The organism is Cognatishimia activa (genome assembly GCF_017798205.1).
Taxonomy (GTDB): domain Bacteria; phylum Pseudomonadota; class Alphaproteobacteria; order Rhodobacterales; family Rhodobacteraceae; genus Cognatishimia; species Cognatishimia activa_A.
On sequence record NZ_CP060010.1, the window covers coordinates 610,200 to 628,983 of the forward strand.

Annotated in this window: 23 protein-coding genes; 11 read left to right on the forward strand and 12 right to left on the reverse strand. The window is 58.2% G+C overall.

The annotated features are described in order from the left end of the window. Positions 1 to 54: 54 nt before the first annotated feature. From HZ995_RS02875 to HZ995_RS02900, 6 genes are all read right to left on the reverse strand, one after another. A complete protein-coding gene (locus HZ995_RS02875) occupies positions 55 to 1,005 on the reverse strand; it encodes a 2-hydroxyacid dehydrogenase (RefSeq protein WP_209357177.1) in 951 nt (316 codons plus the stop codon). Next, complete coding sequence (locus HZ995_RS02880) at positions 1,005 to 1,343, reverse strand: tRNA-binding protein (protein WP_209357178.1); 339 nt, start codon at positions 1,341 to 1,343, stop codon at positions 1,005 to 1,007. The genes HZ995_RS02875 and HZ995_RS02880 overlap by 1 nt, the downstream gene beginning before the upstream one ends. 63 nt (positions 1,344 to 1,406) lie before the next feature. Then, on the reverse strand, positions 1,407 to 2,807 hold the full coding sequence (locus HZ995_RS02885) for a cryptochrome/photolyase family protein (RefSeq protein ID WP_209357179.1): 1,401 nt from the start codon (positions 2,805 to 2,807) through the stop codon (positions 1,407 to 1,409). An 86-nt stretch (positions 2,808 to 2,893) separates the two neighbouring features. Next, positions 2,894 to 3,394, reverse strand: coding sequence for a YbjN domain-containing protein (locus HZ995_RS02890; protein WP_209357180.1), 501 nt, complete (start codon positions 3,392 to 3,394; stop codon positions 2,894 to 2,896). A gap of 198 nt (positions 3,395 to 3,592) precedes the next feature. Beyond that, a complete protein-coding gene (locus HZ995_RS16130; RefSeq protein ID WP_209357181.1) occupies positions 3,593 to 4,822 on the reverse strand; it encodes a flavin monoamine oxidase family protein in 1,230 nt (409 codons plus the stop codon). Next, complete coding sequence (locus tag HZ995_RS02900; protein ID WP_209357182.1) at positions 4,823 to 5,065, reverse strand: accessory factor UbiK family protein; 243 nt, start codon at positions 5,063 to 5,065, stop codon at positions 4,823 to 4,825. Positions 5,066 to 5,168: 103 nt separating this feature from the next. Here HZ995_RS02900 and lgt point away from each other — a divergent pair, with 103 nt between their 5' ends. The 4 genes from lgt to HZ995_RS16135 all read left to right on the forward strand — a co-directional run bounded on the left by lgt (position 5,169) and on the right by HZ995_RS16135 (position 8,116). Next, a complete protein-coding gene (gene lgt, locus HZ995_RS02905; protein ID WP_209357183.1) occupies positions 5,169 to 6,056 on the forward strand; it encodes a prolipoprotein diacylglyceryl transferase in 888 nt (295 codons plus the stop codon). Then, on the forward strand, positions 6,053 to 7,105 hold the full coding sequence (locus HZ995_RS02910; RefSeq protein ID WP_209357184.1) for a class I SAM-dependent methyltransferase: 1,053 nt from the start codon (positions 6,053 to 6,055) through the stop codon (positions 7,103 to 7,105). Before lgt ends, HZ995_RS02910 begins: the two co-directional genes overlap by 4 nt. Beyond that, positions 7,102 to 7,854 carry a peptidoglycan editing factor PgeF gene (gene pgeF / locus HZ995_RS02915; RefSeq protein WP_209357185.1) on the forward strand — a complete coding sequence of 251 codons (753 nt, stop codon included), beginning with the start codon at positions 7,102 to 7,104 and terminating at the stop codon, positions 7,852 to 7,854. Before HZ995_RS02910 ends, pgeF begins: the two co-directional genes overlap by 4 nt. Positions 7,855 to 7,990: 136 nt before the next feature. After that, complete coding sequence (locus HZ995_RS16135; protein ID WP_280720205.1) at positions 7,991 to 8,116, forward strand: hypothetical protein; 126 nt, start codon at positions 7,991 to 7,993, stop codon at positions 8,114 to 8,116. An 87-nt stretch (positions 8,117 to 8,203) separates the two neighbouring features. On the opposite strand, the gene HZ995_RS02920 is transcribed toward HZ995_RS16135, so the two are convergent. Next, the gene (locus tag HZ995_RS02920; RefSeq protein WP_209357186.1) at positions 8,204 to 8,785 is read right to left on the reverse strand and encodes an NAD(P)H-dependent oxidoreductase; all 582 of its coding nucleotides are present in this window, start codon (positions 8,783 to 8,785) and stop codon (positions 8,204 to 8,206) included. Positions 8,786 to 8,892: 107 nt separating this feature from the next. Here HZ995_RS02920 and HZ995_RS02925 point away from each other — a divergent pair, with 107 nt between their 5' ends. After that, positions 8,893 to 9,471, forward strand: a complete 579-nt coding sequence (locus tag HZ995_RS02925) for a TetR/AcrR family transcriptional regulator (protein ID WP_209357187.1) — start codon at positions 8,893 to 8,895, stop codon at positions 9,469 to 9,471. Here the strand turns inward: HZ995_RS02925 and HZ995_RS02930 are convergent. Continuing rightward, complete coding sequence (locus HZ995_RS02930) at positions 9,455 to 9,955, reverse strand: Lrp/AsnC family transcriptional regulator (RefSeq protein ID WP_209357188.1); 501 nt, start codon at positions 9,953 to 9,955, stop codon at positions 9,455 to 9,457. The genes HZ995_RS02925 and HZ995_RS02930 overlap by 17 nt on opposite strands. A 192-nt stretch (positions 9,956 to 10,147) precedes the next feature. Between HZ995_RS02930 and trxB the strand changes: the two genes are divergently transcribed. Both trxB and HZ995_RS02940 read left to right on the forward strand, forming a co-directional pair. After that, positions 10,148 to 11,089 carry a thioredoxin-disulfide reductase gene (gene trxB, locus HZ995_RS02935; protein WP_209357189.1) on the forward strand — a complete coding sequence of 314 codons (942 nt, stop codon included), beginning with the start codon at positions 10,148 to 10,150 and terminating at the stop codon, positions 11,087 to 11,089. 146 nt (positions 11,090 to 11,235) lie between these two features. Further along, the gene (locus HZ995_RS02940) at positions 11,236 to 13,308 is read left to right on the forward strand and encodes a bifunctional sulfate adenylyltransferase/adenylylsulfate kinase (RefSeq protein ID WP_209357190.1); all 2,073 of its coding nucleotides are present in this window, start codon (positions 11,236 to 11,238) and stop codon (positions 13,306 to 13,308) included. A gap of 99 nt (positions 13,309 to 13,407) precedes the next feature. Here HZ995_RS02940 and HZ995_RS02945 read toward each other — a convergent pair whose 3' ends face one another. Together HZ995_RS02945 and HZ995_RS02950 are read right to left on the reverse strand one after the other, a co-directional pair. Beyond that, complete coding sequence (locus HZ995_RS02945; protein WP_209357191.1) at positions 13,408 to 13,635, reverse strand: DUF1150 family protein; 228 nt, start codon at positions 13,633 to 13,635, stop codon at positions 13,408 to 13,410. A gap of 5 nt (positions 13,636 to 13,640) precedes the next feature. Next, a complete protein-coding gene (locus HZ995_RS02950) occupies positions 13,641 to 14,054 on the reverse strand; it encodes an Hsp20 family protein (RefSeq protein ID WP_209357192.1) in 414 nt (137 codons plus the stop codon). A gap of 157 nt (positions 14,055 to 14,211) precedes the next feature. On the opposite strand from HZ995_RS02950, the gene HZ995_RS02955 reads away from it, so the two are divergent. From HZ995_RS02955 to HZ995_RS02970, 4 genes are read left to right on the forward strand one after another with little or no spacing between them, the layout of a single operon-like run. After that, positions 14,212 to 14,436, forward strand: a complete 225-nt coding sequence (locus HZ995_RS02955) for a YdcH family protein (protein WP_209357193.1) — start codon at positions 14,212 to 14,214, stop codon at positions 14,434 to 14,436. 49 nt (positions 14,437 to 14,485) lie between these two features. Next, entirely contained in the window at positions 14,486 to 14,971 is a 486-nt protein-coding gene (purE, locus tag HZ995_RS02960) for a 5-(carboxyamino)imidazole ribonucleotide mutase (RefSeq protein WP_209357194.1), read from the forward strand. After that, positions 14,968 to 15,723 (forward strand): NAD(P)-binding domain-containing protein, encoded by a 756-nt coding sequence (locus tag HZ995_RS02965; RefSeq protein WP_209357195.1) that lies wholly within the window; start codon positions 14,968 to 14,970, stop codon positions 15,721 to 15,723. The genes purE and HZ995_RS02965 overlap by 4 nt, the downstream gene beginning before the upstream one ends. Beyond that, positions 15,720 to 16,793, forward strand: a complete 1,074-nt coding sequence (locus HZ995_RS02970) for a 5-(carboxyamino)imidazole ribonucleotide synthase (RefSeq protein ID WP_209357196.1) — start codon at positions 15,720 to 15,722, stop codon at positions 16,791 to 16,793. The genes HZ995_RS02965 and HZ995_RS02970 overlap by 4 nt, the downstream gene beginning before the upstream one ends. 85 nt (positions 16,794 to 16,878) lie before the next feature. On the opposite strand, the gene HZ995_RS02975 is transcribed toward HZ995_RS02970, so the two are convergent. Then, complete coding sequence (locus tag HZ995_RS02975; RefSeq protein WP_209357197.1) at positions 16,879 to 18,018, reverse strand: alpha-D-ribose 1-methylphosphonate 5-triphosphate diphosphatase; 1,140 nt, start codon at positions 18,016 to 18,018, stop codon at positions 16,879 to 16,881. Between the two features lie 15 nt (positions 18,019 to 18,033). After that, positions 18,034 to 18,756, reverse strand: coding sequence for an alpha/beta hydrolase (locus HZ995_RS02980; protein WP_209357198.1), 723 nt, complete (start codon positions 18,754 to 18,756; stop codon positions 18,034 to 18,036). Positions 18,757 to 18,784 lie beyond the last annotated feature (28 nt).

The following is an 18,784-nucleotide window of genomic DNA, read 5'->3' on the forward strand; positions in this document are numbered from 1 at the left end:
CTCGCAGTCGGGAAACTTCACCGCAAGGGTGACCAAAGGTCAAGGGTGACGCAGCTAGACCCTATTGGGCAAAGGGTTTCCGGCCAGAAATGCCTTCAGGTTTTCAACTGCCATTAGCCCCATGCCCTCACGCACTTCGAGCGCCGCAGTGCCCAGATGTGGCAGGAGCGTGACGTTCTCCATGGCCACCAAAGCGTCGGGCACTGAGGGTTCGAATTCGTAGACATCCAGTCCAGCGCCCGCGATGTCCTTGGCCTGAAGAGCTGCGATCAGAGCCGTCTCGTCGACGACCTCGCCGCGCGAGATATTCACGAAATGGGCGGTAGGTTTCATGGCTTTGAACGTGTCCGCATTGATCAGATGCAGCGTATCTGCGCCACCTGGGACGGCGGCCACGAGCACATCGACCTCGGCTGCGAGGCTTTCCAGATCGCTGTGGGCCTTCGCCGGATACGGCAGGTCTTTTTCAGAGCGCGCCATGTAGCTCACGGCCATGCCAAACCCATAGTGGCAACGGCGCGCGATGGCTTGGCCGATGCGGCCCATGCCCACGATCCCGACGCGTTTACCCGAGACATGCTGACCCAAAAGCTGCGTTGGATGCCAGCCGTCCCAGTCACCTGCGCGCACCAGACGTTCGCCTTCACCCGCGCGGCGGCAGGACATAAGGATCAAGGTCAGTGCGATATCAGCGGTGGCGTCGGTGACGGCGCCGGGGGTATTGGTGACCATGAGGCCCGCTTTGGTGGCGGCCGCCACGTCGATGTGGTTATAGCCGACGCCGAAATTCGCAAGGATCTTCGCGCGCGGGTTCGGGACGTCTGCAAAGACCTCGGCCGAGTAGTTGTCCCGCAACGTTGGCAGGATCGCGTCAAAGTCGGCGAGTGACGTCCGTAACTCATCCTCGGAAAGAGGCACTGTCTCGGAGCGGACCGTTACATTGAAGTGCTCTTGCGCCGCGTCGACAACGGACTGTGGCAAAGGCCGCGTAATCAGAAGGTCCATCAATAGAGCCTCCCGCCTTTGGGCACTTCTTTGTCGGGTGTGATCAAAACGACTTCACCTTCGTCATCCGGCACGCCAAGAACCAGAATTTCCGACATGAATTTCCCTATCTGCCGCGGTGGAAAGTTCACAACTGCCATGACACGTTTCCCAACGACGCTTTCAGGCGTGTAGTGTTTGGTGATCTGGGCCGAGGATTTCTTCACCCCGAGGTCTCCGCCAAAATCGACCCAGAGTTTGATCGCGGGCTTGCGCGCCTCGGGATAGGGCTGGGCGTCGACGATGACTCCGGTGCGAATATCGACCTTTAAAAAATCGTCAAATGTGATCTCAGCCATCTGCCCCTCCGTTGAGATTTCCGCGCAGCATTGCGCGAAATCTTGCGAAGGTCGAGGTGGATTTTAGGCTTGCGAGGCTTTGACGGCCTCATACCCCGCCAAAGCCGCCGCACGCGCCTCTTTGTGATCGACGATCGGGTGGGGATAGGTTTCGCCCAATGTCACACCCGCTTCTTGTAACACTAAGGCGGGGGCCTCCCATGGGGCATGCAGAACCTTCGTCGGCAAAGCCGCAAGTTCAGGACACCACTTGCGTATATAGTCGCCATTTGGGTCGAACTTTTGCGCCTGCGTCGTCGGGTTGAAAATCCGGAAATAGGGTGCTGCATCCGCGCCGGACCCCGCCACCCACTGCCAACTCGCCGTATTATTGGCGAGATCCGCATCCAGCAGAGTATCCCAGAACCAATTCATCCCGTGTTGCCAATGGATGCGCAGATGTTTGATCAGGAAACTCGCCACCACCATGCGTACGCGGTTGTGCATATAGCCCGTGTGCCAAAGCTCTCGCATGCCCGCATCCACCAGCGGGTAGCCTGTTTTCCCCTTTTGCCAGGCGGCAAGGTGAGCCGGATTGTCAGCCCAAGGATAGGCATCAAACGCGCGGTTCAGGTTTTGCTCTGGCAGATCGGGTGTGTGAAACAGAAGCTGATGCGAAAACTCGCGCCAACCGATTTCCGCGAGGAATTTGTCCGCATCCCCTTGCTTGCTGGGATACATCGCGCATTTGCGCTGCACCTCGCGCCAGATTTGACGCGGAGAGATCTCTCCGAAATGCAAATGCGGGGACAGTCGTGAGACATGGGTCTGATCCGGCCGGTCTCGGCCCGTTTTGTATCCCTTGAGATCGTCGGACAGAAAATGCTCCAGACGCGCCCAAGCGCCCTTTTCTCCGGGGGTCCATACGGGGCCAAAACCCGTCGCCCAATCTGGCTTGGTTGGCAACAGATCTAATGCGTCAATTTCAGTCGTCGCGCCAAAGACCGCAAGCGACGTGCGTTCCAAAGGTGCGGCCGGAGCGCCCGCCTTCAGGCAGGCCCGCCAAAACGGAGAAAACACCTTAAACTGCCCGCCTGATCCGGTTTTGATCTGCCAGGGCTCAAACAAAAGATTGCCGGGAAAACTTTCAACCGTCACACCTGCCGCGCCCAGCGCTGCTTTCATCTCGGTGTCTTTGGCAATCCCCGCAGGCTCATAGCGCCGGTTCCAAAACACGGCGTCGACGCCATAGTCGGCAACACACCCCTCAACAACCTCAAGCGGGTCCCCTTGCCGGACCAGCAAGCCGCCCAAGTCCTGTGCCAGTGCGTTCAAAGAATGGTGCAGCCACCATTTCGCGGCCTCTCCATAGGCCTCGGGCTCATAGACAAACACGGGCAAAACCTCGCCCCGTGCCGCAGCTGCTGTCAGCGCGGGGTTGTCAGCAACCCGCAAATCATTTCGGAAAAGAACAAGTGAACGCACGGGCGGCCTGTGTCGGAATTAAGACTTAGGCCGCAACCTAGTGCGCCTGGCGGGAACGGCCAGCAAATTCCGTTCCCAGACTGTGTTTATGCCCGCCCGTAGGCCTGAGCGATCGCAACCTGCATTGCGTCCTCAACTGAACGTCCGCCCCATGTGGCCAGCTGAATGGCCGGATAGAAGCGTTCCGCGCTCATGATCGCGGCGTTGATCATCGTGTCGATCTGATCAGGGCTTGCGACCTGACCACCCGCCAACACCAGACCATAGCGATAGATCATCATGTTCTGCTCGGTCCAATAGGTGAACCCACCAGCCCAGCATTGATCATTCACGGCGTTGAGGACTTCGAACAATTGCGGCATGCGATCAGACGGAGGTTCCATTTCAAAGGAACAGACCATCTTGAGCATTTCTTCATATCCCGACCATGCGAGCGTGATGGAATAGGTCTTCCATTGCCCTTCAATAGCCATTGCGATCTGATCATCTGCGATGCGGTCAAAGGTCCACTCGTGATGTTCGGCAATGTGTTCGACGATGTCGATGGGATGAATGTCTTCTTCGAGATACTGCTCTGATAATGCCATGGCGCCACCCTTTCGTTATTGCGCCGGGACGTGGCAGCGTAACCAGCGCTTGGTGCCTGCTCGATGGGAGGTAGGAGAGCCCTCCCCCCTTACTAGGTATGGTGGAGTCTGGGCCCGCTTAAGTAAAGGGAAATATTTGAAAACACCGCAATAAGTTGTGGACAAGTCGTTAAAATCCACAAGAAATAGGCGGTGGGTCTAGGCGGAATAGGCGCTGCGAATGACCTTCGTCGCCTGCGAAATCACCGCCTGATCGCTTTGATGCGCAAGCGCATGCGCAGCACTTCCGCCGTTTAAGGCCATGATAATTGGCACGCCATGGGTCTTGTGGAAATTCAACCAGACATTGAATTGTCCGCGCTCCTCACCGGCCTCTGGCGTGTAGATCCAGGTGACGTCTTTATCCCAGAACGGGCGGTCAAACTGCAGGTAGACCTTGTCCAAAAGCCCCATGCCCAGACGCGAGATCGACCGGCGTTTGGCTGCGGGCAGCTCTGGCTTAAACCCAATACCGCCTTCTTTCAAAACACCCAGAGGCACGGTGACCAGAACGGCGTCAAAGGCCTCGGGCAAAGCGGCGCGTGGCGTGACCCAGACTTGATCGTCCTCAAGCGTAATCATGCCCACTTGCGTTGACAGGCGCAGTTCATAGTCGCCTTTCAACGCATCCAAAATCGCTGAATACCCGCCGGGGAAAACGACCTCTTCGCCCTCATAATCATCGTCAAACAAGTAGGCCGATGTGTTCAGCTCATCGACATCCGCGCCAGCAGAGGTCTGGATCTCGACCTCATCCCAGATCCAATCGGGAACTTCCGCGTCTCGCATCACGCGCCCGTCGCCCCCACGCAGCGCATAGCTGTCGTCCGTCGCAACCCGCGCAATCGCCTGTTGGTCGGACAGGGCCGCCAAAGGATTGCCATCCGTGCCGTGTATCCAGCTCGCGCCAAGGTCCAGTGGAACGCCAAGACGTGTGTCTGTCCAAAGCCGCCCGCCAATACGGTCCCGCGCCTCAAGCACGGTCACTTCATGTCCTCGATCCGCCAACCTTTTTGCGGCGGTTAGCCCGCTCATGCCGGCACCGATCACGGCAACCCGCTTGTGACCTTTCTTGCTGAGCATGGACGCCACACGCAGCCCTGACTCATGGGCCGCGTGCACCGTGCTGGAGCGTTTGTAAAAAGTCGCCTCGCCCGCAAAAAAGATCCGTCCCTCAATCGGGGCTTCCAGATTGCGGCGATCCTTTTTCCGGGACCCTTTAGCGACATAAGAATAGGACCCATAGGCAAAAGGATCCTGACTCCAATTGGTGCGCAGATAACCGCGTGGGCCACCGGCCGCAAAGCCTTGGACCGGCAGCATTGCCGCCGACAAAGCTGCACCCATCGCGGCCAAAGTCGACCGGCGCGTCCAATTGGAGTGAGTCACTTATTTCTTGCCTTCCAAGGCCTCGATCCGCGCCTTCAGCGCTTCGTTCTCTTCGCGTGCCTTTTGCGCCATGGTGCGCACCGCATCAAATTCTTCGCGGGTCACAAAGTCGCGATCCGCGAGCCAGCGGTCCATCAGGGATTTCATCGCGGTTTCGGCCTCATCCTTCGCGCCTTGAGCCACGCCCATCGCATTGGTCATCAGCTGCGAGATGTCGTCCATGATCTTATTGCGGGTCTGCATGTGGACCTCCGGTAGTCTGCCGTTACATTTGATCCCTATATGGGCACAAAAGCAGCGACTCTCAAGGTTGACTTCGCCCCAGTCTCAGAGGCACATCAGACACATGCAGGCCATGATCCCCTTTCCCGATATTTCGCCCGAGCTTTTCTCGATCTCTTTAGGCGGCTTTGAGCTCGCCCTGCGCTGGTACGCTTTGGCCTATATCGTCGGGATCATTCTAGCGTTTCAGATGTCCCTGATGGCACTGCGGCGCGTGCATCTGTGGCGCAACGACACGGCCCCTATGGATGATACTCAACTCGAAGACCTGCTCTTCTGGGTCACCATCGGCATCATTCTCGGCGGGCGCATGGGCTATGTGCTGTTTTATCAGCCGGGGTCCTATCTGTCCGATCCCCTCGCGATCATTCGCGTGTGGGAAGGCGGCATGGCCTTTCATGGCGGGGTAATCGGCGTGGTTCTGGCGGGGTGGCTGTTTTGCCGTCGCCATGGGCTGCCGAAACTCTCGACCTCTGACATCGTGGTGCTGGGCGCGCCAGTAGGTCTGTTGCTGGGCCGCCTTGCAAATTTCGTCAACGCAGAGCTGTGGGGCCGCCCGACCGACCTGCCTTGGGGCGTCGCCTTTCCTGGCGCTTATGCCCAAGACTGCGGCCAACTCGCAGGCCTTTGCGCGCGCCACCCGTCGCAGTTTTATGAAGCCTTCCTTGAAGGCGCGCTTCTTCTGGCAGTGATGCTCTGGCTCGCCTTCCGCAAAGGTGCCTTGAAGTTCCCGGGGCGTATCACCGGCGTGTTTTTCGCAGGCTATGGGCTTGCACGGTTCCTCGTGGAATTCGTCCGCCAGCCAGACGCGCAGTTTGTCACCGAGGGTAACCCGCTTGGCCTTGTCCTGCATCTGAATGGCATCGGCCTCACCATGGGCCAGATCCTCTCGCTGCCGATGATCCTCTTCGGCCTCTGGATGATCGCCAAAAGCCGGCGCGCGACACAATGAGTCTGCGCGAGACGCTTATAAACCGCATCCGCACCATCGGCCCGATTTCCGTGGCCGACTATATGACCGAATGCCTGCTGCATCCGGCCTACGGCTATTATGCCACCCGCGACCCTTTTGGCACGACCGGCGATTTCACCACCGCGCCGGAAATCACCCAGATGTTTGGCGAACTTTTGGGCATCTCGCTGGCGCAAGCCTGGATGGACCAAGGCGCACCGACCCGTTTCACCCTTGCCGAGGCGGGCCCCGGACGGGGCACGCTGATGGCAGACCTGCTGCGCGCCACCCGCAATGTGCCGGGATTTCACGACGCAATTGAGGTCCATCTGATCGAGGCCTCCCCCACCCTGCGCGCCAAGCAGGAAGAGCTGATCACGCGCGCGATTTGGCATGACACGGTGGACACTCTGCCCGAACAACCAACGTTCTTTGTCGCCAATGAATTCCTCGATGCGCTGCCCATCCGGCAGTTCATCCGCGAGGGCTCTGCATGGCGCGAACGGCTGATCGGCGTCGACCACGAAGCCCTGACCTTCGGCCTTGGCGCAGCCCAGCCTCAGCCCGCCCTCACCCATCGCCTTGAGGACACCGAAGACGGCATGATGGTCGAAGTCTGCGAACCCCTTGCGCCCATGATCGACGCGATTGGTGGCCGCATCAAACGCCACGGTGGCGTGGCTTTGATCGTCGACTACGGCGACTGGCATTCTCAGGGCGACACGCTGCAGGCGGTGCAGGATCACAAAGAGGTCGACGTGCTTGAGGATCCTGGCAACGCAGACCTCACAGCCCATGTGGATTTCGAAGCCATCTGCCTTGCCACCCCCTGCAAGTTTTCCCGCGTCACAGCCCAAGGCGTCTTTCTGGAACGTCTGGGCATCACCAGACGCGCGCAGGATCTCGCGAAATTGATGGAGCCCGCCCAGCTTGAACAGCATATTCTCGCGCATCGACGCTTGACCCATCCCGAGGAAATGGGAAATCTGTTCAAAGTGGTCGCCCTTTATCCAGAGGGCGAAAACCCGCCCCCCGGAGTAGAAGCATGAGCCTTGAAATCCTCAGGTCAGAGAGCCTTGCGCCCATTGAACACGGGTTCTTCACCCGCAAGGGCGGCGCGTCTTCGGGGATTTTTCACGGTCTGAACTGCGGCACCGGCAGCAGTGATCTCGCGGACATCGTGCGCATAAACCGAGACCGTGTAGCGCAGGCCATGGGCGTTGAGGCACTGAATGGCGTGCATCAGATCCACTCTGCCGACGTGGTGACCGTTCGGGAACCGATCACTGGCGAGAAACCAAAAGCAGACGCGCTGGTCACCAATATCCCCGGCCAAGCCCTGTCGATCCTGACCGCCGATTGCCAACCTGTGCTCTTCGCTGATCCCGACGCAGGCGTCATCGGAGCGGCGCATGCCGGATGGAAAGGCGCTGTGTCGGGCGTGTTAGAGGCCACCGTGGACGCGATGGAAGCGCTTGGCGCGAAACGTGATGCGATCCGCGCGGTTGTTGGGCCCTCGATCAGTCAGGCAGCTTATGAGGTCGGACCAGAGTTGCGCGATCAATTTATCGCAGGTGATCCAGACAACAGCCGCTTTTTCGCGAAAGGCGACGGCGATCGGTTCATGTTCGACCTCCCGGGCTATGGCGTGCATCGCCTGTACGCCGCAGGGGTCGGCTTGGCTGAATGGAACGGACATTGCACCTATAGCGATCCGGATCGCTTCTATTCCTATCGCCGCACAACCCACGCCAAAGAAGCGGACTATGGTCGGCTGATCGCGGTCATCAAACTCTAGACCGCCCCCAATTCACCTCTGCAACTCCTCGGATTCACGCCAATCTCGCCGCAACTCTGCCCCATTTCAGAACCAGATTGTTCTCAACAGACAAACAATCCGGTCCGCAAAGGATCAGGCAAGAAGGAGCAGACAGATGGCAAAGCAACGCTTTATTAAATCGATTGTCAAAGCATCGAAGACCGAGGCAGTCGTGCTGCCATGGGCGAAAAAGCGCATCGGCGAGAGTGTTTTGGTGAAACCAGCCGCGAAAGCCGCGTAAGAGAATTCCCGAGGACCCCCTACCTCCCAAACGAAACGACCGTTGGTTCCCCCGGCCAACGGTCGTTTTCTTTTGTGGTCAGGGTCTTCAAATGGCTTGAGCGCCCAAGGATTTGACCGAGTCGATCCACCGCGCCACCGCCCCCGGTTTGGGGTCACTTGATTGCGCAAAATGCGTAAACCGTGTGGGGCTGAGGCCGATAAACCCCAGAATTTGCCGCTTCAACTGAGAATGCAGGGCGCTGCGATAGATCAGGCGGAAATACCAGCCCGGTGTGTCTGACGTCAGAATAACCCGCGCCGTCCGCCCCTTGAGCATAGGTTTCGGAAACTTGCCGCTCTTGGTGTCAAAGGTCCGACCGGGCAGGAAACTCCGATCAATCAACCCTTTGAGCTTGGCAGGCAATCCGCCCCACCACATTGGCGAAGTCAGAACCACGTGATCCGCCCATTCGATGGACTGCAACACTTGCTCCAGATCCGGCTCCAGCGGTTTTGGGTCTTTGTAAAGCGCCTGCCCAATATCCGGATCAAACTCCAGATCGCCGACGTTCATAACTCGCACCTCATGCCCCTCCCCTTGTGCGGCGTTGGCATAAGTCTGGGCAAATGTTGCCGACAAAGACGCCTCACGCGGGTGCCCATTCAAAACAAAAATCTTTTTCGCCATCTCGCGACTCTCCATAAATTGACCGTGGTCACTTTCATAGAGTCCAAAATTGACCGTGGTCAATAACTAAATTTGACCAAAGTCACTTTTTCTGTCACACCACGGCTATGGCCGTCCAAACACGCACTCTTAAAACCCGCGCTAAACTTATCGAAGCCGCGCAAACCCGCATCAAAGACGCGGGCTACGAGGCCCTGCGCGTTGAGGATGTGGTGAAGGATGCGGGCGTCGCGAAGGGGACATTCTTTGCCCATTTCAAAGACAAGGACGCGCTGATGGATCACCTGATTGGGGGAGAAATCCACGCGTTTCTGGACGAGGTGGAACTGATGGAGCCTCCAAAGAGCGTCGATGAAATCCTAGACGCCCTGATGCCGTCCTTTGAGTTCATGACCCAGGAGCGTTTTGTTTTTGACGTGATTCTTAGGCATTCCGGCGCGGCACAAAACAGCGAGATCGGCGCGATCGCGCAGACATTCATCCGCCACGGTACCGTCATGGCACATTGGCTGGCCCATGGTCCATTTCGCAAGGATATCGATCCGGCGCTGATGGCCGACGGCGTTGGAGCCTTCCAGATTCAAGCTCTCGCCCTGCACTTCTGTACAGCGCATAACGGTATTTCGGTCAGAGATCGGATGGAAACTTACTTGAACGCCTGGCTTTTACCTAAGCCGTCCGGCTGATCCGTTCTTCTAAAACGTCAAACGGCACGCCCGGTTCATCCTTGGCACCACGAATGACCAGCGATGTTTTCACGCTCGCAACATTCTCGGCCTTCAGCAGATCCTCAGTGAGGAATGTCTGAAACGTCGACAAATCCGGCGCGCAGCATTTCAGGATGAAATCCACCTCGCCATTCAGCATGTGGCACTCGCGCACCAAAGACCAATCGCGGCAGCGGTCTTCAAAGGCGCTCAGATCCGCTTCGGCCTGACTGATCAACCCAACCATCGCAAAAACCTGCACCTCAAAACCCAGTTCGCGCGCATCGACCTCGGCGTGATAGCCGCGAATATAGCCTGATTCCTCAAGGGTGCGCACACGGCGCAAGCAAGGCGGCGCAGAGATCCCCACGCGCTTGGCCAGCTCTACGTTGGTCATACGACCATCCGCCTGAAGCTCTGCCAGAATCTTGCGGTCAATCGGATCCAAACGATATCCCGTCATGTGCCTCGTTACCCCTCTGCAACTTTGCAATTCTTATAGCACCCGCCGATGCGCGCGCAATAATATTTCGCGTTTTCCACGATGACTGGAAAGTGAGCCCTGATATCGCGCGCTCTGCCGCTTGGGGGTTTTCGCCCGCGCCCCTTATGTCTATATCCCTGTGACGCGAAATTTTAGGCAATCGGGTGGCCCATGGCAGAGAGCAAACATACCAAAGTTCTGATTATCGGATCAGGCCCAGCAGGTTATACCGCGGGCGTCTACGCAAGCCGCGCGATGCTGAGCCCGATTCTCGTGCAGGGCATCGAGCCCGGCGGTCAGTTGACCACCACCACCGAGGTCGAAAACTGGCCCGGTCACACAGAAATCCAAGGCCCCGACCTGATGGTCAATATGGAAGCTCACGCACGCGCCATGGGCACCGAGATCATCGGCGACATTATCAACGAACTCGACACATCCGTGCGCCCCTTCGTGGCCAAAGGCGACAGTGGCACGACCTATACCGCGGACGCAGTGATCCTCGCGACCGGCGCTCGTGCCAAATGGCTGGGCATGGAAAGCGAAGAGAAATTCAAAGGGTTCGGTGTTTCCGCCTGCGCGACCTGCGACGGCTTCTTCTATCGCGGCCAAGAGATCGTGGTGATCGGCGGCGGTAACACAGCCGTTGAAGAAGCGCTGTTCCTGACGAACTTCGCCTCCAAAGTGACTTTGATCCACCGCCGCGACGAGCTGCGCGCCGAAAAGATCCTGCAAGAGCGCTTGCTGAAACACGAAAAGATCGAAACGCTTTGGTTCAATACTCTGGAAGAAGTCGTCGGTACTGACATGCCTCTGGGCGTGACCGGCGTGAAAACCAAAAACGTCAACACAGGCGAGATCACCGAGATCCCTTGCGCCGGTGTTTTCGTCGCCATCGGCCACGCACCAGCGACAGAGCTCGTGAAAGACGTGCTGGAAACCCACAACGGCGGCTACGTGAAGGTCGAAGCGGGCAGCACCCGCTCCTCCATCCCCGGTATTTTCGCAGCCGGAGACCTGACCGACCACGTTTACCGTCAGGCAGTGACGTCTGCGGGTATGGGCTGTATGGCCGCGCTGGATGCCGAGAAATTCCTGGCGGAACAGGAATAAGCGTTCCAACAAATTGATACACCTGCGGTCAGAATTCCACGTTTGACCGCAGGCACGTGATTTCCCCCTTATTTTCACACAAGACTTGGCTCAGAAACGCTTTTATGAGATACGTTCACTCGTGAACAAACAATGAGAGCCGTGTCGTGGCCGAAACTGAGGCACATATCAGCAGCGAAGAAGACCAGCTTTTCCGCCTTTTGCGGCAGCTGGATATCGCCCCTGATGCGCCACAACGCGCGACCGCTGAGGCAGTCGGCCTGTCGCTTGGTCGCCTGAACGCGCTGCTGCGTGACGCCATCGACCAAGGGCTTGTGCGGATCGCCCAACGCCCCGGCTCTGACAAACGCCAGCGCAATTCCTATGCGCTGACCACCAAAGGCGCTGCGGAAAAGAACCGCCTGACGGATCTTTTCCTCGCCCAGAAACTCGCCGACTTTGAGGCCCTGCACGCAGAGCTGACCGGCACGAAAATCGGCCTTGTGCCGCTTAAATCCAGGACGGAACCCATGCAAAACAACCTCGCTCCTATCCCAGAGCTTTATGTGTCCTATGACTCAGCCCAAAAGCTGAAAGTCGAGGCGGCTGACCTAACGAGCCACGACCTGACCCCTCGTCAGATCTGCGATCTGGAGCTGTTGATGAACGGTGGCTTTAACCCGCTCAAAGGCTTCTTGTCGGAAGAAGACTACAACGGCGTCGTGGAAAACATGCGTCTGGCGGATGGTCAGCTCTGGCCAATGCCGATCACGCTGGATGTCTCTGAAGATTTCGCGCAAAGCATCGAGATCGGCCAAGACATCGCTCTGCGCGACCAAGAGGGCGTGATCCTTGCGACCATGACGGTCACCGACCGGTGGGAGCCGAACAAATCTCGCGAAGCCGAGAAGGTTTTCGGCGCAGATGACGATGCGCACCCAGCCGTGAACTACCTGCACAACCAAGCGGGCAAGATCTATCTGGGCGGGCCGATCACCGGCATCCAACAGCCCGTGCATTATGATTTCCGCGGCCGTCGCGACACGCCAAACGAGCTGCGCGCCTATTTCCGCAAGCTCGGCTGGCGCAAAGTCGTGGCCTTCCAAACCCGCAACCCGCTGCACCGCGCGCACCAGGAACTGACCTTCCGCGCCGCCCGCGAAGCACAAGCCAATCTCTTGATCCACCCAGTCGTCGGCATGACCAAACCGGGCGATGTCGATCACTTCACTCGCGTGCGTTGCTATGAAGCGGTGCTGGACAAATACCCGGCGGCCACCACCACCATGTCGCTCTTGAACCTGGCGATGCGCATGGCGGGCCCACGCGAGGCGGTTTGGCACGGTCTCATCCGTAAAAACCACGGCTGCACCCACTTTATCGTCGGTCGCGACCATGCAGGCCCTGGCAAGAATTCCGCAGGCGAAGATTTCTATGGCCCATACGATGCGCAGGATCTGTTCCGCGAACACCAGGACGAAATCGGCATCGAAATGGTCGACTTCAAACACATGGTTTACGTGCAGGAACGCGCGCAATACGAGCCAAATGACGAGATTAAAGACAAGGATGATGTGACTATCCTGAATATCTCGGGCACAGAACTGCGCCGCCGACTGGCAGAGGGTCTTGAGATCCCCGAGTGGTTCTCTTTCCCAGAGGTCGTGAAGGAACTGCGCAAGACCAAGCCACCGCGTTCCAAGCAAGGCTTCACCGTGTTCTTCACCGGTTTCTCGGGCTCTGGCAAATCCACGATTGCCAACGCTTTGATGGTGAAACTGATGGAAATGGGTGGCCGCCCTGTGACCTTGCTGGACGGCGACATCGTGCGGAAAAACCTCAGCTCCGAGCTAGGTTTCTCCAAGGAACACCGTGACCTCAACATCAAGCGCATCGGCTATGTCGCATCCGAGATCACTAAGAACGGCGGCATCGCAATCTGCGCGCCCATCGCGCCGTATGCCTCGACTCGCCGCCATGTGCGCGAAGAGATCGAGCAATTCGGTGCCTTTGTTGAGGTGCACGTGGCGACCAGCATCGAGGAATGCGAACGCCGCGACCGCAAGGGGCTCTATAAGCTCGCACGCGAAGGTAAGATCAAAGAGTTCACCGGCATTTCGGATCCTTACGATGTCCCGGTGAACCCAGAGCTAAGCGTCGAGACAGAGAATGTCGAAGTCGACAACTGCGCTCACCAAGTTCTGCTCAAACTGGAAAGCATGGGGCTGATCAAAGCCTAAAACCACAAAGCGCGGCTCAAAGGGCCGCGCTTTTTCAATTCTAACGGATCCTTTTAAAGGATCCGACGCCGATTTCTTTCAAAGAAATCGTGGCCCCGATCAATGCACCGTCACAGGCGCATAATCATTCTGACGCGCCAGGGCAAAGGCCAGGTTGCGCTCTTTCACAACAGCCAGACGCTCGCCATCCGCCCCATGCACCGCATAGAGCGTCTCGATACCTTCGACTTGCTCTTGCATGTCGGCAGGCAGGTCAGCCACCGCGACCTCGCGCACATACACCATGCGGTCTTCATTCGGGGTTTCAAAATCATATTTGCTGATCATACTGCTCACCCTTTCTTAATGTTGATGGTCTGAACCACGGTTTCCGGCCGCGCCTGCGTCAGGTCGACGTGCAATAGCCCGTTCTCCATGATCGCCTCGCCCACTTCGACACCATCTGCCAAAACGAAAGAACGCTGGAACTGACGCGCAGCGATTCCTCGGTGCAGGAACACGCGATTGGCACCATCATCATGCTGCCGCCCGCGGATTACCAATTGGCGATCCTCCACCGTGATGCTCAGATCTTCCTCGGCAAAACCGGCAACCGCCAGTGTGATGCGGTAAGAGTGATCCGAAGTTTGTTCAATGTTAAAAGGGGGATAGCCGCCATTTTCGGCTTTGGCCGTGCGCTCAACTAGGCGCTCCAGCTGTTCAAATCCCAGCATATGGGGATAGGACCCCAAAGTCAGTTTGCTCATCGTGATGTCCTTACGCGAAGCGACGATCTTAGGTTGCAGGCCCCTCTCAGGCAGCCCTTCCTTCAGAAATATGGGCATCAAAATCGCCAAGTGCAAGGGCTTTGCTAATGCAGCCTAAAGGCGTATCTTGGGGATAAGCCAATAACATGAGCCCCTTATGACCGGACTAGACAAACTGGAGATGAAGACAGACGAGGTTCTGCGCGTCGAGCTCCAGGTTTTCAAACAGGAACACCGCGATCTGGACGAGGCCATCGAGGCCCTGATCGAGCGCGGCACCAGCGATGTTCTGACGATCAAGCGTCTGAAAAAGAAGAAACTGCTTTTGAAAGACAAAATCGCCTATATCGAAGACCGTTTGACCCCAGATATCATTGCCTAGAGGCCGCATCTGAGTATAGTGCGCGCTCCATTGATCACCGGAGGCACAAATGGCCGATATCAAAGTGGGCATCATCATGGGCAGCCAATCAGACTGGCCCACCATGAAAGAAGCAGCAGATGTTCTGGATGAACTCGGCGTGGCCTATGAAACCAAGATCGTCTCGGCCCACCGCACGCCGGATCGCCTTTGGGACTATGGCAAAACCGCCGTGGATCGGGGGATTCAGGTGATTATCGCAGGCGCCGGGGGCGCTGCGCATTTGCCGGGCATGATGGCGTCCAAAACCCGCGTGCCTGTTGTCGGCATTCCGGTGCAGACCAAGGCGCTGTCTGGCGTCGATAGCCTCTATTCGATCCTGCAAATGCCGCGCGGCTTTCCCGTTGCGACCATGGCCATCGGTGCAGCCGGGGCAAAGAATGGCGGCTTGATGGCAGCGGGCATTTTGGCGTTGCAAGACGACGCGCTCGCGGCTCGTCTGGACCAGTGGCGCGCCGATCTGTCGGCCTCTATCGCGGATGAGCCGGAAAAGTGAGCCGCATCGGCTTCATAGGCACGGGTCATATCGCAGCCCCTATGGTGCGGCGGATGGTGGCCTTGGGCCATGAGGTTATCGTCACAACACGCAATACAGAGGTCTCGTCGCGACTTGTCGCCAGCCACGGCGTGAAGGCGCTCGAGCCGCAAGAGGTTCTGGACGCCAGCGAGATCGTATTTATCTGTCTCCGCCCTGCCGTCGCGCCGGACATCTTGTCCCACCTGACTTTCCGCGCCGAGCATCAAATCATTTCGGTGATGGCGGAACATAGCGAGGCCACTCTGCAAAACCTGTGCAGCCCTGCCACTAGCATCACCCGCACGATCCCTTTGGGTTTTGTCGAAAAAGGCGACTGCCCGCTACCTGTTTGGGGCGACGCGGGCCTCGTCACCGCGCTTTTTGGATCCGACAACACGATCCTGCCGATGCCGCAAGAGGACGGGCTCAATGCGATCCTCACAGCTTCGGCCTTCATGGCGAGCCAATTGGACCTTCTGAACACCGTGGCCAACTGGACCAAATCACAGATCGGCGACGCCGACGTCTCTGAGGCCTATATCCGCACGCTCGTTTCGGGCTTCCTCATGGCGATGCCCCGTGATACGGGCAGTCTTGAAGCGGAACGGGATGGGCTGACGCTGCCGGGGTCTCTGAACCGACAGGTGATGGAGGCGCTGCAAGAAGCGGGCACCCACGCGACCCTCACCCGCGCCCTTGATGATGTGTATGAAAGGCTGACCTCAAAATGAGCACCCCCCTTCCGATCGGCAGCACCATTGGCATTCTGGGCGGAGGGCAACTCGGGCGTATGCTCTCGGTCGCAGCATCTCGGCTCGGCTACAAGAGCCACATCTTTGAACCCGGCGCGAACCCGCCTGCGGGTCAGGTCGCGGATCAGGTGACGACGGCGGCCTATGAGGACGAAGCGGCGCTGAAGGCCTTTGCCGATGCGGTCGACGTCATCACCTATGAATTCGAAAATATCCCGACCTCGGCGCTGGATCTCCTCGAGGCCCATCGCCCGATCCGTCCGGGTCGTGAAGCTTTGCGTGTCAGTCAGGACCGCATCACGGAAAAGGATTTCCTGACCGGCCTGGGCCTGAAAACCGCGCCCTACGCACAGATCGATACCGCCGAGGATCTGGCCCAAGCGATGACAGAGATCGGCACCCCCTCGATCCTGAAAACCCGCCGCTTTGGATATGATGGCAAAGGTCAAGTGCGTCTGTCTGAGGACAGCGATCCGGCGGCCGCGATGGAAGAGGTCGCGGGCGCGCCGTCTGTTCTGGAAGGTTTTGTGACCTTCAGCCACGAAGTCTCGGTGATCGCCGCGCGCGGCACCACGGGCGAAGTCGCCTGTTTTGATCCAGGCGAGAATGTCCACGAAGGCGGCATCCTGCGCACCACCACGGTCCCGGCCCGTCTACCCGGCTCCATGCGTATGGATGCTGTATTGATGGCAAGTCAGATCCTGAATGCTCTGGACTACGTCGGCGTGCTGGGTGTCGAGCTCTTCGTCACCAAAGACGGCCTCATCGTCAATGAAATCGCCCCGCGCGTGCACAACTCTGGCCACTGGACCCAGAATGGCTGCGCCGTCGATCAGTTCGAACAACATATCCGCGCTGTGGTCGGCCTGCCTTTGGGTGACGGCAAACGTCACAACGACGTGGTGATGGAGAACCTGATCGGCGAGGACATGGACCGCGTGCCGGACCTGCTGAAAGAGCCGCATGTTGCCGTGCATCTTTACGGCAAAGCGGATGTGAAAGCGGGCCGAAAGATGGGCCACGTGAACCGCGTCACCCCTGCAGGCTAACGCAACAATTCAAAGCGGCGGGGCTAACGAAGGCGCAACTTGCGACGACGGCAGACCCGCCGCACCGCAACCGTTTCGCCCGCTGCTAGGCCAGAAATCTCTGCGCCGCGCCTCCGGCCATATAGGTGATGTTACCCCCGACCAAAGTCGCCTCAATCTGGCGCGTGTCTTTGTTCAGGATCACCAGATCGGCCCGCAACCCCTCGGCCACCTCGCCGCGATCTGTGAGGCCCAAAATCCTCGCAGGCCCCGAACTCACCAAAGCCCAGGCCTGCGCCAGCGACGCCACGCCCTCATCCACCAATCGAAACACCGCCTGCTTCATCGCCGGAAAGTGATAGTCGCTGGCCAAAGCATCACAAAGCCCACCTGCGATCAGCTCCGCCGCCGACAAGCGCCCGGAATGAGACCCACCCCGCACGACATTCGGAGACCCCAGAATAACCGGAGCCCCCACCGCGCGATGCGCCTCAGCGGCCTCTCGGGTGACCGGAAACTCACCGATGCTCGCCCCCATCTCGTGGAAACCCTGCACCTGTTCTGCTGTCTCATTGTCATGTGCACCCAAGCGCACCCCGCGCGCAGAAAGACGTGCGGCGAGCTCAGGCAGCGCGGCAGTGACTGCATCCGATTGCGCATGCAGATCTTTCAATAGGGCAAGGTGGGCCTCGGGACTGCGCCCGCTTTTCAACGCCTGCCCCGTCAAGCGCGGCGGCTTTTTGCCTTTAGCCAAGGCCGCATGGGGCAGGTGATCGTTGAAGACCACATAGGGCACGGTATATTCCGCAACCAATGCTTCAAACTCTTCGTATTGCGTCAAAAGATGCGTCTCAAATCGCAGTTGCACGCGCGTATCTGTCAGTATCTGTGCCGCACGATGCGCCGCCAGAAACCGCGCCGCGAAGTCGGTGCCGCGCATGCCGCCTTCCCAGCTAAAAAACTGCGCCAGAACAGCCGTCCCGATCCCATTGGACGCAAGCTCTGCATCGGTCGAGGCCAGCCCCTGCCCCAGATCCTTCAGCACGCCGCGACGCGGTGCAAGATGACGTTCAAATCCGTCACCGTGAATATCCACAAAGGCCGGACAAATCATATAGCCGCTCAGGTCGACATCACGCGCATCTGTATCGCTCTGCAAGAGACCGTCGCAGATGCCAAGATCGCGCGCCTCAAGGCCATCAGCCCCCAGAACCTTGGCGCCGGTCAGACGAAGTTTCACACTCATGTCGGCCTCTCAACTCTAATCAAGAGCGCCTAATAGCGCCTCGCCCAGTGTTTTGGAATGATCAAACCGTCCGTTGTTTAGAAAGGCTTTGACCTGCGCAATCACCAGCGGATTGTTCATCATGAACGTATGGCTTGTGTGGACGACGATATGATCCGTCATCCCCGCAACCTTGGTCGAACTGACCGAGACCTTACCGTCGTCATCGCCTTCAACCAGCGCTGAATAGACCGGGTTAAGCGAGATATCCCCCGCGATCACGCCCAAAGGAAAGGCAACATCCGGCAGATCTCCGGTCACACCATCGGTGCCCAATTCCAGTCCCGCAGGCCCGTTGATCCACTCAAACATGGCCCAATCGCTGAAGGTGTCCACGATTTCTGACCCGTGGTTGGGCGGGCCAAGCATCACCACATGGCCAAGACTCGCTTCATCGTTCTCGCTCAGCCAGGCCCGCAGAAGAATGCCGCCCATGGAATGGGTGACCACATGGGTTTTCGCGTCACCACATGCAGAAAATGCCTTGGGTAAGGTCGTATTCGCGAGTGTCTTGATCGAGGCAGAGGTGGAGGGATAGGGTTGGTTCACAATCCGGTAACCCTCGGCCTCAAGCGCCAGTTCCATGACCGTAAATGACGCATCCGTCCGCGCCAATCCATGCAAGAGCACGACGCAGTCCTGGGCCATAGCCGCAGCACTTGTGGTCATCCAAAGCAAACTGGCGATAAAAATCCTCATGGTTTTTACTTAAGCAAAAACCACAGGG